Raw genomic sequence first — 14245 nt, forward strand, 5'->3', positions numbered from 1 at the left:
AAGAAAACGTTATGACATATGATATAAAGCAGTTCAATAAATTAATGAAGACAGTGATCGAATGGAAAAATGAAATTATTGCAGCAATTTCAACGGGTTATAGCAACGGATATATAGAAGGATGTAACAATCGAACAAAGGTACTCAAACGGACTTGTTATGGCATACAAAAATTTAAACGAATGAGAAATCGGATACTTTATATGGCTGCATAAAAATAGAAAATAGCGAGGAGAAATCCCTCGCTAAAAATTCACTTTATGTTTTTACCCCAACACTTGACAAAGAACCTTTATTTTAACATATCCTGCAATAACATAATGTTCAATATAGCTACGATACTGCCGATGCTCCACAAAAGAGTTTTTTGTAGTTTCGTATTTGCATATTTCCCCATTATTTTTTTTGAAGATGTTAGATAAATTTGTAAAACGATTGTCCAAGGTAACTGAATGCTCAAAGCAATTTGTGAATAAATAAGTCCTTGAAATGGATCATCAATAAAAAATAAAATAAGTAAGGCCAATCCATAAGTTAGTAAAACACCATGCCAAGAGTGATGATCTTTAATATTGTAGGCTTCTTCGAATAAACCGGCATAAATACTGCCTCCGGCTATACCAGCGGTGGTAGTGGATGCAATTCCTGAAAAAAATAAAGCAATTGCAAAAATTAAAGCAGCACCATCGCCTAAAAGTGGTTTCAACATGGTTTGAGCTTGATCTAAAGCATCAACAGGTACTTGATTCGTAAAAAAGACAGCCGCAGCAATTAAAATCATTGCACTATTGATCGCCCAGCCAAGTCCCATGGAAAAAAGTGTATCTAAAAATTCATATTTTAATTGTTTATGAATGATTGTTTCATCTTCGAGATTCCATTGACGGCTTTGAATAATTTCAGAATGCAAAAATAGATTATGCGGCATAACGACCGCTCCGAGTACACTCATAATAATGGGCAGTGAATTTTCTGGTATGGTCGGTATAACCCAACCGGTAACGGCCTGTCCCCAATTGATCTGAACCAGACTTAATTCTGCTAAAAAAGACAGACCAATCAAAGATACAAAACCTATAATGACTTTTTCTAGTTTTTTATACGAATTCGACCATAACAGCCAGCCACAAAAACAGGCTGTGAACACAGCACCCAGTTTTATTGGAAGATGAAATAACATCGAAAGCGCAATTGCTCCACCCAAAATTTCAGCTAAAGCTGTGGCAACAGAAGCCGCTATGGCTGAAAATAAAATCGTGCGTGAAATCCAAGGCTTAAGATAGATTGTAGCGGCTTCGGCTAAACATAAACCACTTACGATGCCTAAGTGAGCAACATTGTGCTGTAAGACAATTAACATGATGGTAGATAGTGTGACCATCCATAGTAAATCATAGCCATAATCAGCACCGGCTGCCATATTGGAGGCCCAGTTTCCCGGATCGATAAAACCAACTGTAATTAAAATACCAGGGCCAATATATTTTAAAAAGTCACGGGCTTTTTCGCTGGAATCATGCGTTATTTTAAAGTAAGAATATAAATTTTTCATTCGCAAGACCTTCCTTATAGAATAAATTAAAGAATGCAGGTTCGTTTCCTATTTATTTTCGGTTCATTACTGTTTACGTAGTTAGTGAAACGTATCTATGCACAAATTCTTGTATAGTATTATAAATTCCCGCATGATTCATTAAGTTCCTGCATACAATAAAACTATATAATTAAAGAATGTTAACAGTCTGTTAAATGGGAATAAAAATAGGACTTTAGATTCTTTAAATTATTATACTGCCTCAATCAGCAGATTTAAAATATCAATTTTATGTCTGACAAAAATGATAAAATTTGCTTTCGTTACAGGTATTTTGCAGATAATGTCGTATTAGCATACATAGAGAGTAAATATTGTATAGGGGAGCTGCATAGTATGAAAAAGTTATTTAAATGTAGTGTATGTAATTTTATTTGGGAAGGCGAAGATGCTCCAGCCGTTTGTCCAAAATGTGGGCAGCCACATGAAAAATTTGTGGAATTGACACCAGAGCAAGCTGCTTTGGTTTACAAATCAGAAAAAACCAATGATATACACATGAAAATTGTGACATTGGTTGATAAAATGATTGAAGTTTCTAAACAGGGGATTATATTAGATCTTGATCCAGCCTGTGTTGCTGGTTTTAAAGCTGCCATTGAGGAAGGCTATATTATAAAGCAGCGCTCAAAAGCAGAAATTGAAAATCATATCGGCAAGGGTAAATGGTAAAATAACAGTAAAAGCTCTGCAATCGGAATTTTATTCCGTATTGCAGAGCTTTTTTATTTGATCGCTCTAAAAAATAGATCCGATATTCTTTCATAGAATTGCTTTAGGACTAAGCTTCATTGTTTGAAGATGGCGGCACAAAAACTCGTTTTGCGAGTTCTGCATCTAAATACAATAAATCAACACCGTGATCGCCAATCAAATCTAATTTTCCAATTACCTCAGCTGCGTTGGATTCTTCTTCGATTTGTTCGTTAATATACCAATGCAGGAAGATTTGTGTAGCAAGATCGTTTTGCTCAACAGCTACTTTATATAATTTGTTAATCGATGAAGTGATTTCTTGTTCATGTTCTAATACGTGCTTAAATATTTTAGCTGGCGTGCCAAAATCAGCTGGCGGTGCATCAATATTTTGTATGACTACTACACCTTCACGACTGTTTAAATAATCATATAACTTTAGCGCATGAAATGTTTCTTCTTCATATTGAACTCGTAACCAATTGGCAAAACCTTTTAAGTTCTTTGTTTCCATATGCGCTGACATAGCTAAATACAAATTCGCCGAATAAAATTCAAGTGTAATTTGATCATTGATAGCATTTTGCATTTTTTTACTTATCATACTGAAGAACCTCCTGTAAAATAAATTGTATCTATAACACAATAATACCATTTTTGTTTTTTTATGCAAGTTTATTCTAAAAAAATAATAAGGACTTTATGCGAAATATTCAAACAAATGTAAACATAATAAAAAACAGCAAACTCTTTTACAAATGTTCTATTTGTAGAATATTGAAAAAATAATATCACTGTTATATAATATGAATATAAAAATATAAAATTATAAGTAATGAATAATAGATAATAGATAATAAATAATATGAAGTAACAATAAATATGTAGATAATTAATTAATCAACTAAAAAAATGAACGATAAACCTGTAGAGGAGTTGCTTTTGTGAAAAAAATCATTGATGATATACGAATGATATTCAAATGCTGTAGTCTCTATTATGAAGATAATATGAGTCAACAAGAAATTTGTGATTTTCTTGAGATATCAAGACCATCTGTTTCTCGTATGATAAAAATGGGAAAAGAACAAGGTATTGTAAAATTTGAAATTAAAAGTCCTTATGGTGTTACATTTGGTAAAATGGAACGCGAACTAGAAAAAAAATTCAATTTAAAAGAGGTTATTATTGTTGATTCGAGTTCAATAGTAAATGGAAATGAAGGGATAAACAGTAAATTAGTTGAAGAGTCCATCGACTTTTTAGGAAAATTGCTAGAAGATGGTGAGTACGTTGGTGTTACAATGGGGATGACATTGCAAAATCTCACAAAAATGGAATGTATTGAAGAGCCAATCAAATGTACTTTTGTACCAATTGTTGGTGGTGTGGGTGAAAGTAGACCGGATATTCATTCGAATTATATTGCAATGAAAATGGCTAAAATGTTTGGCGGTGATTGTATACAATTTTTTGCTCCAGCAGTATTTTCTAATGCTGATGTATTAACTGGGTTTATGATGGAAAAGTCAGTGAAAAATATTTTCAAAATATTTAGAAAAATCAATACAGTCATTATGGGGATAGGTGTACCGGATAGAACAGGTTCCACTCTAATGCATACGGGTTATGTAGATGAAAATATCTTAGAAGAGTTTGTTAAGTTGGGTGCTGTTGGTGATATAGCATTACAGTTTTTTGATGAATTTGGAAAAGTTGAAAAATTCAGAGAATTTAATGAAAGAGTTGCAGGAATGCCAATTGACCAATTAAAGAAAGTACCACAGCGAATTGGAATTGCTGGAGGCACACAAAAAGCAAAAGCTGTGTATGGTGCGATAAAAGGAGAATTTTTGAATATATTAATTACCGATATTGATTGTGCCAAAGTATTATTGGAAATGTAGGAGGATTATTTATATGGAGTTTACAACATTGATTGCAGTTTTACTAATTTTTATGCTGATTCAAGCTAGTGGGACATATCTTCAAGTTAAGCAGTATAAAAAAGCTGTGCGAAGGCTGCATAAAATAGGAAATGTGGGTATTGGTAGTAGAAAATCAAAATTGAGACCTGGTAATATTGTGGTTATTGCTTGTAATAACAAAGGGGAAATTACAGGTGGTGAAATCATGGAAGGTTTTACAATATTTAATGGTTTTAAAGAGCTTAATGATATTATTGGGAAAAATATTTATGATTTAAAAGCAGAATATATGGCTTTACCAGAAAAAAAACAAAAGATTTACCAAGCTCATGTTCAAGCAATTGATGCTTTGGATATGCGTTTAAACTCAATAAAAACTTAGTGAGATGAAAAAACTTATAGGTGTTTTTAAAGCAGGTGTGAGTTTTATCATATAAGATGATTAAAAAATCTATTAAAGGAGGTCATTCAATGAAATACAATGCTGAAATTACTGGATGGGGGTCAGAAGTAACAGCATTATTAGATGATAAAGATTTAAACTTTATTATCATCTTTAATGAAACAGCACCACCAGAGCTGGCTGAAATTTCAGTTTTGCATAGAGTAGCTCCACTTTTAGCTGATATCAATGTGTTAGATACATTGATTCTTTGTGACAAGGTATTTACAATTACAGCGATTGGTGACGAAGCCTTGCATACATTAAGAGAACTTGGACATTGTACATTGTCTTTTAAGGGTGGTAATGAACCAGAAAGACCAGGCTGTATTATGATTGAAGGGGATGAATTTACATCGAAAGACTTAGTTAAAGGCGGTACTATAGAAATATTTTAAATAAAAAATGAATAACAGGAGTGATTTATATGTTAAACATGAATCAAAAATTGATTAAACGTCAACAAGAAGGAAAAATTATCCGTACAGGTATCGTAGGTGCAGGGCAAATGGGTAGAGGCATGGTAACACAAATGGCATTGATGCAAGGTATCACACCAGCAATTGTATCTGATATTGCGATAGAAAATGCTATACATGCTTTTAATTATGCTGGTATTAAAGACGATCAAATTGCAATTGTCAATACTCTTACTGAGGCAAATAAGATGATGGAAATGGGTAAATTTGTAGCAACAACAGATGCAAATTTAGTATCGCAAGCAAACTTAGTAGAATGCGCAATTGATGCAACTGGTGTACCTGATGTAGGAGCAAAAGTAGCAACGGATGCAATGAAAAATGGTAAACATTGTGTCATGTTAAATGTAGAAACCGATGTAGTTATTGGACCTTACCTCAAAAAACTAGCGCAGCAACAAGGCGTGATTTATACAGGCTCTGCTGGTGATGAACCTGGTGCGGTAATGGAATTATATTGTTTTGCAAAGGCAATGGGGATGGATGTAAAAGTAATGGGTAAAGGTAAAAATAATAAACTGGATTATGATTGCAATCCAGATTCTGTATTAGAAGAAGCAACTCGCCGTAAAATGAGTCCTAAAATGCTTTGTTCTTTTAAAGATGGTACAAAAACAATGGTAGAAATGACTGCTATGTCTAATGCTACGGGTTTAGTTCCAGATATAATCGGTGGTCATGGGATCGTATCTGATGTAAAAGGATTAGCAGATTTGTGCAGATTGAAACAAGATGGTGGTGTGTTAAATAAACATGGCGTGGTTGAATATGTAAATGGTATTGCTCCGGGTGTATTCGTTGCTGTGTCTACTGAAAATGAAGAAATTGCATATCAAATGAGATATCATAGCATGGGGAATGGACCATTATGGATTTTATATCGTCCATACCATTTATGTAACCTTGAAACACCATTAACTGTAGCAAAAGCTGTAATTGATGGTGAAACTACGATCGTACCAATGGATGGCCTTGTAAGTGAATGTATCACAGTAGCCAAAACTGATTTAAAAGCTGGTCAAACCATTGATGGTATAGGAGGTTTTACAACGTATGGTTCTATCGCAACAGCAGAAGAATCGGATGCAAAAGGATATGTGCCGTATGGTTTAGTAAATAAAAACGCAAAAATGTTGAAAGATGTGAAGAAAGGTCAACTGATAACGAAAGATATGGTTCAACTTGATACTGCAACGCTTATCTACAAATTGCGTCAAGAACAAGATAAAATGTACGGCAAATAAAAGGATTTATCCGCATGGTTGTTCCTCCTATAATTTAGTTAACGTAATGTAAGTTGAATTGTTAATATTGCATAAAATTTACAAAAAAAGGGGTAAAATTATGTTAGTTACATCAAAAGAACTTTTGCAAACAGCCAAACAACAAAAGTTCGCTATACCGTCTGCTAATTTCTTTGATTGGACCTCTGTAATGGCTCATACAGAGGTTGCCAGTGAGATGAAATTGCCTATTATCTTAAGTTACGCTGAGGCGCATAAGGATTATTTATCTTTAGAAGAAGCAGCCTTACTTGGTAAATTTTATGGAAAAAAAGTAGATGTTCCGGTGGTATTGCATTTGGACCACGGCACATCTTTAGCAGTAGTAAAACAAGCTATTGATTTAGGGTTTACATCGGTTATGATCGATGCTTCTCAAGATGTGTTAGAAAAAAATATTGTGATCACTAAAGAAGTAGTGGCGTATGCACATGCAAAAGGTGTTGTCGTAGAAGCTGAAATCGGACATGTTGGGACTGGAACTCTTGTTGGTAGTGTTGGTGAAGGCGGTGACTCTGGGCAGGATGATGATTCCATTTATACCTCGGCAGAAGAAGCGATGGAAATGTGTAAACAAACGAAGGTTGATTCATTGGCGATATCTATCGGAACAGCACATGGTACCTATAAAGGGATCCCTGTTATTAATTTTACAAGACTAGAAGAAATTGCAGCAAGTATGGATACACCACTTGTATTGCATGGAGGTTCATCTTCTGGTGATACAAATTTAAATAGATGTGCAACAAGTGGCATTGCTAAAATTAATATATATACTGATTTTGTTCTTGCTGCTAAAGATAAAATGTCTATAACAACAGCAGAAAACTATTATGAAGTAATAGCACAAGCGAAACAAGGCATTAAAGATTGTTTGAAACATTACTATCAAGTATTTGAAACAGCAAAATACAATAAATAGGAGATGGGAACATGGAGGAGAAAATCAGAACACCATTTTTTATGGTAAACCTTAAATCATATCTTTATGGAAAGAAATCATTAGAATTGGCACTAGAGGCTGATAAATGGGCAGAAGGCAAGGAGTTTGATGTGTTTTTTACAGCATCCTCTACGGATATTCGACTGATTGCAGAAAAAACAAAAAATCTTATCGTAACGGCACAACATATGGATGCACTAAAAGCTGGTCGTGGTATGGGGTACTTAGTGCCAGAAGCGTTAAAAGAAGCTGGTGCAAAGGCTGTATTTCTGAATCATGCAGAACATTCTTTAAAATTAGTAGATTTAGTAAAAACGATTGAAAGAGCTAAAGAAGTAGGTATGTATACAGTTGTCTGTGCTGATTCCGTTAAAGAAGCACAAGCAATTGCTTTACTCGATCCAGATATTATTTTATGTGAACCGACTGAGCTTATCGGTACAGGGAACACGAGTGATCAAGCTTATATCAAGCAAACAACTGACAGTATCAAAAAAATAAACCCTAATATTTTGGTTATGCAAGCGGCCGGAATTAGTACTGCGGATGATGTGTATCGTACAATTATGGAAGGTGCAGATGGAACCGGTGGTACAAGTGGGATTGTGTGTGCTGAAGATCCAAAAGAAATGGTAAAAGACATGATTAAAGTGATTAAAAAAGCGAAAGAAGATAGGGGGATTTGAGATGACAGTATATATTGAAGAACTGATAGTGAGATCTAATGGAAACAGAGCATCTTATCATGAAATTACAAAAGAAGTTAGAGCAGTTATTGAAAAAAGTAAAGTAAAAAATGGTATTTGTGTAATCACAACACCACATACAACGTGTTCGGTAATCTATGAAGAATATTCTCATGATACAAATTATTGTGGTGATGAGTATTTGCAAGTTGATTTTAATAATGTATTAGAAAAAATTGTTCCAAGATGTTTGACAGAAGGACAATATTATCATCCAGGACCTGAACATGTTGCTTTTGGTGAAAAAGATTGTGATACAGCATTGGTACCAGACAGAAGATCTTTATTAAATACAGAAGCTCATATCAAAGCATCTCTTGTAGGAGAAAGTGTAACAAGTGCTATTGAAAATGGTGTATTGCAGATTAATCAAGTTACAGGTTACTACTACTTTATTGATTGGGATCCAAATCGTCCAAGAGATAGGCAATGTAAGATTGTTGTCATGGGGGAATAAAAAAGTTTTTTACAAGGTATAAAATAGTTTTCGGTGTTAATCCATTTTAGGAGCTGATGGCTTCTTATATGGCAAAAGATAGAATATATAAGAAGCCTTTAGTCTTAACATAAAAAATTTAAAACTCTCTACGCAATCCATTCTTTTATAAAAAAATATAGCATGTTTTCACAAAACAATAATCGGAAAATTCTAAAAAAATAACATACACGGTCAAGTTTGGTAAGTATCGTCGATGATTTTTTGAAAAAATTAGGGAGGTAAAAGCATTATGGAATTTATTGCAGGTTTAGCCAATGGTTTTATGGACGTCTTTAAAGCAGGTGCAGGTACTTTTGCAAGTTGGGTGGCAGGAATTATTCCTTTAATTGTGGTTTTAATGACGGCTGTAAGCTCAGTTATTAAATTAATTGGTGAAGAACGGGTAGATAAATTAGCACAACGAGCAACACAAAACATTATTACGAGATATACAGTGTTGCCAGTATTAGCAGTGTTATTTTTAGGAAATCCAATGTGTTATAGTTTTGGCAGATTTGTACAGGCAAAACATAAACCAGCATTTTATGATGCAGCGGTGAGTTTTGTCCATCCAATCACGGGACTATTCCCGCACGCAAATGGTGGCGAACTTTTCGTATACATGGGAATTGCAGCCGGAATTACGACGTTGGGATTGCCACTTGGTGACTTAGCGGTAAGGTATTTCTTAGTCGGGATTGTCGTTATCTTTATTCGCGGGGTTGTAACAGAAAAAATCTATGCGTATATGAAAGCTAAAGAAGAAAATTAAAATTGGTCTATAGAAAGGATGGAGTAATTTATGTATAAGGCAATTACAATATCTAAAGGCAAGGGTGGCTGGGGTGGACCTTTAACGATTCAACCAACAGAAACTTGTAATAAAATCATTAGCGTTACTGGTGGTGGAATTCATCCAGTTGCGGCAAAAATTGCAGAAATGACAGGCTGTGAAGCAATTGATGGATTTAGTTCAGCTGTACCGGATGTAGAAACTTTGGTAGCCGTTGTTGATTGTGGTGGCACAGCGAGATGCGGTGTATATCCGAAGAAAAAAATCTTTACTGTAAATTTAACACCAGTTGGTAATGTTGGACCATTGGCGCAATATATTACTGAATCATTATATGTATCAGCAGTAACTGTAGAAACAATTACGTATGCTGCAGAAGAAACTCCACTGACTGCAAAAGATGGTTTTAAAGCAGGCAATGTAAGTCCCACTAATGAAGCAGTGCCAAATGCGCCAAAAACTAAAGCACAAGCAAGAGCGGAACTTGCAAAGATGAATGCAGGAAAAGAAAAGAACTTTATAACAAAATTAGGAATTGGTGTTGGTGGAGTCGTAAATAAATTCTACCAAGCTGGTCGCGAAACGATAGATATGGTGGTAAAAACTATTTTACCATTTATGGCATTTGTAAGTATGTTAATTGGTATTATCAGTGCATCGGGCATTGGAGATGTAATAGCAAAAACAATTTCACCATTAGCAAGTACCTTGCCGGGGATGCTAGTCATTTCGGTAGTATGCTCATTGCCATTTATTTCGCCAGTAATTGGACCAGGTGCAGTTATTGCGCAGGTTGTAGGTACACTTTTAGGTGTGGAAATAGGATTAGGGCATATTCCAGCGCAATATGCGTTACCAGCATTATTTGCCATTAATGCCCAGGTAGGCGGTGACTTTGTACCAGTAGGACTTAGCTTGGGCGAAGCCGATCCAGAAACAATAGAACTTGGAGTTCCGGCTGTATTATATTCACGTGTAATTACAGGTCCACTTGCGGTATTGATTGCATATGCAGCTAGCATTGGAATGTATTAATCAATACTTAAAATTGTAAAGAAAAGTTTGGATCTTAAGGAAAGCTTTGGTTGAACTAAGTATTTTATGTGATATGTATTAGATTTTTAATCATACAGTTGTGCAGCTTAAAGGTCTTAGCATTTTGGCTAAGGCCTTTTTTTATAATCGGAAGAGTACACTGACAATAGGAGTATTATATTTAAATAATGAGGTAGGATGGAGTATTTGATTTTTTCTAAATTCTGTACTTTTAAGCCGACATATTGTATCATTAAATTATGTTGGGTTTATCTAGCAAAATTGTTGATCAAAAGGGGAATGATTAAATGAGTAACATCGATATGACATCAGTAAATGCAATCCGTATTTTAGCAGCGGATGCAGTACAAAAAGCTAAGTCAGGGCATCCAGGTTTGCCGCTGGGCAGTGCAGCAATGGCTTATGAATTATGGGCAAAACACATGAATCATAATCCTAAAAATCCGAAATGGGTTAATCGTGATCGGTTTGTTCTTTCGGCTGGACATGGTTCAACGCTACTTTATTCACTTTTACATTTATTTGGTTATGGTTTAACCGTTGATGATTTGGCGAATTTTCGTCAAGATGGATCACTGACTCCAGGCCATCCGGAATATGGTCATACGGTAGGGGTTGAAGCTACAACTGGACCATTAGGTGCTGGTATGGCTATGGCTGTTGGTATGGCTATGGCGGAAACACATTTGGCGGCAACATTTAATAAAGAAAATTTCCCAATTGTTGACCATTATACATATGTACTGGGCGGCGATGGCTGTTTAATGGAAGGTATTTCTTCGGAAGCCTTTTCCTTAGCAGGTACATTGGGTTTAAGTAAATTAATTGTATTTTATGATAGCAATAAAATTTCTATTGAAGGCAGTACGGATCTTGCTTTTACAGAAGATGTGCAAAAACGTCTTGCCGCATTTGGTTTTCAGATCATTATAGTTGAAAATGGCAATGACTTGGTGGAAATTGGTAAGGCAATTGAAACAGCGAAGGCTGATAAAAAAAGACCATCCTTTATTACTGTAAAAACACAGATTGGTTTTGGCTGCCCGGCTAAACAAGGGAAAGCAAGTGCACATGGTGAACCACTGGGCGAAGACAATGTGAAAGCGTTAAAAGAAAACTTGAAATGGGAAAAACTTGATCCGTTTTATGTGCCAGATGCCGTGTATGCGAATTATAAAGAACTGGCAAAACAAGGTGCACAGGCAGAAGCGGAGTGGAATAAGCTTTTTGCAGCGTATTGCGCTAAATATCCAGACTGTAAAACATTATGGGATACATTCCACAATGAAGTAGATGCGAAAAAATTATTAAAAAATGAAGCATTCTGGGCTTATGAAAATAAACCGCAGGCAACACGGAATTTATCTGGTAGTGCAATCAATAAGTTGAAAGATATCATGCCAAATCTATTTGGTGGTAGTGCAGATCTTGCTCCATCCACAAAGACACATATGGATGGTATCAGTGATTTTTCAAAAGAAAATTATATTGGTCGTAACCTGCACTTTGGTGTAAGAGAACTGGCTATGGCTGGTATCGCCAATGGGATTACTCTTCACGGTGGTCTTAAGACTTATATTGCAACATTCTTTGTTTTTAGTGATTATATAAAACCAATGGCGCGATTGGCAGCTCTTATGGGAATCCCTGTAACGTATGTGTTAACGCATGATAGCATTGGTGTCGGAGAAGATGGTCCGACACATGAACCGGTTGAACAATTGGCTATGCTCCGTGCTATGCCAAACTTTAATGTTTTTAGACCAGCAGATGCAACAGAAACAGCAGCTGGCTGGTACTTAGCGGTGACAAGCAGACATACACCAACGGCACTGGTTTTAACAAGACAGAATTTGCCACAACTTGCTGGCAGCAGTAAAGAAGCACTGAAAGGTGCTTATGTTATTGCGGAAGCAACGAAGAAAGTGCCAGATGCTATCCTTATTGCGAGTGGTTCAGAAGTTGAACTTGCAGTAAATGCTAGAATTGAACTGGCTAAAGATAATATTGATGTACGTGTTGTAAGTATGCCTTGTATGGATTTGTTTGAAGCACAAACAGATGCTTATAAAGAAAGCATTCTGCCTCGATCTGTAAAAGCTAGAGTTGCAGTTGAAGCAGCGATTGATTTTGGTTGGGGAAAATATGTTGGTCTAGATGGAGCAACCGTTACGATGAAAGGGTTTGGTGCATCGGCACCGGCTGGAATCTTATTTGATAAATTTGGTTTTACGACGCAAAATGTTGTAGAAACTATGAAAAAAGTATATTTATTGGCAACGGATACAGATCAATAAAAACATAAAAATTTAATATATGTTGAAAGAACTCTTCCTATATAATTAAGAAGGGTTCTTTCTTTTTGTGGAGTACAATATATTTTTTTGAAGTGAGCTTAGGGGAATAATACAAAAAGATACACTAGGTAACGTGTGCATGGAAATATTGAGCAGATAAGTGTTGACATTGATTTTATCTGATGGTATTATATATAAGTGCCTGAAATAAAAGCATTCATGTTGGTATATAGGGGTGAGGCGAATGACGCTTGAAGCACTGAAAAACGCCAATAGAGTGATTGGCATAAAACAAGTTACGAAAGCTGTGAATAAAGGATTTGTTGAATCCGTTTTTCTTGCGGATGATGCTGATGAGAGGGTATTGAAGCCCCTTGAGGAGTTATGCAAAAGTAAAAACATTGAGGTTGTAAAAGTTTTGGCAATGAAAGATCTTGGTCAAGCTTGCATGATTGAAGTTGGCGCAGCGGCCGCAGCAATTTTGAAGTAGTTATTATTGTTAAAAATCTCATCTCTTTCATATATGAAGGAGATTGGATTATTAAATAATAAATTTTGAATTTAAGGAAGGAGGTGCATGTATGCCTACAATTAATCAGTTAGTTCGCAACAGCAGAAAAAGTATGCAGGAGAAATCCACAGCACCAGCTTTGAAGAATTGCCCTCAGAAACGTGGCGTTTGTACAAGAGTATATACAACTACTCCTAAAAAACCAAACTCCGCACTGAGAAAAGTTGCCCGTGTTCGTTTAACGAACAGTATCGAAGTAACAGCTTATATTCCGGGTATTGGTCATAATCTTCAAGAACATAGTGTTGTTTTGATTAGAGGCGGCCGTGTAAAAGATTTACCAGGGGTTCGTTATCATATCATTCGTGGTTCTTTAGATACGGCAGGTGTTCAAGATCGTATGCAAAGCAGATCGAAATATGGTGCAAAACGCGCTAAGAAAAAATAATTTATAAAGTTTATAAATGAAGATTATTGAGTAAGGAGGGATATCAATGCCAAGAAAAGGTGCTGTACCTAAACGTGACGTATTACCGGATCCGGTATACAATTCTAAAATAGTAACGAAATTCATCAACAAGGTAATGCTTTCCGGTAAGAAAGGCGTTGCTGAAAAAGTTGTGTATGATGCATTTGAAAGCATTAGAGCAAAAACTGGTAAAGATCCATTAGAAGTTTTTGAAACTGCTTTGAAAAATGTTATGCCAGTTCTTGAAGTTCGTGCTCGCCGTGTTGGTGGTGCTAATTATCAGGTTCCAATCGAAGTTCGTCCTGATCGTCGTATGACGCTCTGTATTCGTTGGATTGTTAATTATGCAAGACTTCGTGGAGAAAAAACAATGAACGAAAGACTTTCTGGTGAATTAATGGATGCTGCCAACAATACTGGAGCAGCAATTAAGAAAAAAGAAGATACTCATAAAATGGCTGAAGCTAACAAAGCATTTGCTCATTATCGTTGGTAGTATCTATCTATAGAAAGTAAGGAGCGATGTAATA

The 14245-nt window shown here is 35.6% G+C and carries 17 protein-coding genes; 15 read left to right on the plus strand and 2 right to left on the minus strand.

Features of this window, described 5'->3' with window-relative positions; translation table 11 throughout:
- Positions 1–215: transposase (locus tag F606_RS0113345; RefSeq protein ID WP_019554385.1), on the plus strand; the 215-nt coding region annotated here is incomplete at its 5' end.
- A gap of 77 nt (positions 216–292) precedes the next feature.
- Here F606_RS0113345 and F606_RS0113350 read toward each other — a convergent pair.
- Positions 293–1552 (minus strand): Nramp family divalent metal transporter, encoded by a 1260-nt coding sequence (locus F606_RS0113350; protein WP_019554386.1) that lies wholly within the window; start codon positions 1550–1552, stop codon positions 293–295.
- Positions 1553–1930: 378 nt separating this feature from the next.
- Between F606_RS0113350 and F606_RS23835 the strand changes: the two genes are divergently transcribed.
- On the plus strand, positions 1931–2266 hold the full coding sequence (locus tag F606_RS23835; RefSeq protein WP_019554387.1) for a rubredoxin-like domain-containing protein: 336 nt from the start codon (positions 1931–1933) through the stop codon (positions 2264–2266).
- 109 nt (positions 2267–2375) lie between these two features.
- Here the strand turns inward: F606_RS23835 and F606_RS0113360 are convergent, their stop codons facing one another.
- Complete coding sequence (locus tag F606_RS0113360; protein ID WP_019554388.1) at positions 2376–2894, minus strand: ferritin; 519 nt, start codon at positions 2892–2894, stop codon at positions 2376–2378.
- Between the two features lie 340 nt (positions 2895–3234).
- Between F606_RS0113360 and F606_RS0113365 the strand changes: the two genes are divergently transcribed.
- From F606_RS0113365 to rpsG, 13 genes are all read left to right on the plus strand, one after another.
- Positions 3235–4197 carry a sugar-binding transcriptional regulator gene (locus F606_RS0113365; RefSeq protein ID WP_019554389.1) on the plus strand — a complete coding sequence of 321 codons (963 nt, stop codon included), beginning with the start codon at positions 3235–3237 and terminating at the stop codon, positions 4195–4197.
- A 13-nt stretch (positions 4198–4210) separates the two neighbouring features.
- Positions 4211–4600, plus strand: a complete 390-nt coding sequence (locus F606_RS0113370) for a transcriptional regulator GutM (RefSeq protein WP_019554390.1) — start codon at positions 4211–4213, stop codon at positions 4598–4600.
- An 89-nt stretch (positions 4601–4689) separates the two neighbouring features.
- Positions 4690–5058 (plus strand): PTS glucitol/sorbitol transporter subunit IIA, encoded by a 369-nt coding sequence (locus tag F606_RS0113375; RefSeq protein ID WP_019554391.1) that lies wholly within the window; start codon positions 4690–4692, stop codon positions 5056–5058.
- Positions 5059–5087: 29 nt separating this feature from the next.
- Positions 5088–6383, plus strand: a complete 1296-nt coding sequence (locus F606_RS0113380; RefSeq protein ID WP_019554392.1) for an NAD(P)H-dependent oxidoreductase — start codon at positions 5088–5090, stop codon at positions 6381–6383.
- Positions 6384–6483: 100 nt separating this feature from the next.
- Positions 6484–7344 (plus strand): class II fructose-bisphosphate aldolase, encoded by an 861-nt coding sequence (locus F606_RS0113385; protein ID WP_019554393.1) that lies wholly within the window; start codon positions 6484–6486, stop codon positions 7342–7344.
- Between the two features lie 11 nt (positions 7345–7355).
- Complete coding sequence (locus F606_RS0113390) at positions 7356–8051, plus strand: triose-phosphate isomerase (RefSeq protein ID WP_019554394.1); 696 nt, start codon at positions 7356–7358, stop codon at positions 8049–8051.
- A 1-nt stretch (position 8052) separates the two neighbouring features.
- The gene (locus F606_RS0113395; protein ID WP_019554395.1) at positions 8053–8568 is read left to right on the plus strand and encodes a YjbQ family protein; all 516 of its coding nucleotides are present in this window, start codon (positions 8053–8055) and stop codon (positions 8566–8568) included.
- Positions 8569–8839: 271 nt separating this feature from the next.
- Positions 8840–9361 (plus strand): PTS glucitol/sorbitol transporter subunit IIC, encoded by a 522-nt coding sequence (gene srlA, locus F606_RS0113400; protein ID WP_019554396.1) that lies wholly within the window; start codon positions 8840–8842, stop codon positions 9359–9361.
- Between the two features lie 30 nt (positions 9362–9391).
- Entirely contained in the window at positions 9392–10417 is a 1026-nt protein-coding gene (gene srlE, locus F606_RS0113405) for a PTS glucitol/sorbitol transporter subunit IIB (protein ID WP_019554397.1), read from the plus strand.
- A 308-nt stretch (positions 10418–10725) separates the two neighbouring features.
- Positions 10726–12735 carry a transketolase gene (gene tkt / locus F606_RS0113410; RefSeq protein WP_019554398.1) on the plus strand — a complete coding sequence of 670 codons (2010 nt, stop codon included), beginning with the start codon at positions 10726–10728 and terminating at the stop codon, positions 12733–12735.
- Positions 12736–12979: 244 nt separating this feature from the next.
- Positions 12980–13225: a ribosomal L7Ae/L30e/S12e/Gadd45 family protein gene (locus tag F606_RS0113415; RefSeq protein ID WP_019554399.1), complete on the plus strand. Its 246-nt coding sequence runs from the start codon at positions 12980–12982 to the stop codon at positions 13223–13225.
- A 91-nt stretch (positions 13226–13316) separates the two neighbouring features.
- A complete protein-coding gene (gene rpsL, locus F606_RS0113420; RefSeq protein ID WP_019554400.1) occupies positions 13317–13694 on the plus strand; it encodes a 30S ribosomal protein S12 in 378 nt (125 codons plus the stop codon).
- Between the two features lie 46 nt (positions 13695–13740).
- Positions 13741–14211 carry a 30S ribosomal protein S7 gene (gene rpsG / locus F606_RS0113425; protein ID WP_019554401.1) on the plus strand — a complete coding sequence of 157 codons (471 nt, stop codon included), beginning with the start codon at positions 13741–13743 and terminating at the stop codon, positions 14209–14211.
- The last annotated feature ends 34 nt before the right edge of the window (positions 14212–14245 follow it).

Origin of the sequence: Propionispira raffinosivorans DSM 20765 (genome assembly GCF_000381065.1) — a bacterium.
Taxonomy (GTDB): domain Bacteria; phylum Bacillota; class Negativicutes; order Selenomonadales; family Selenomonadaceae; genus Propionispira; species Propionispira raffinosivorans.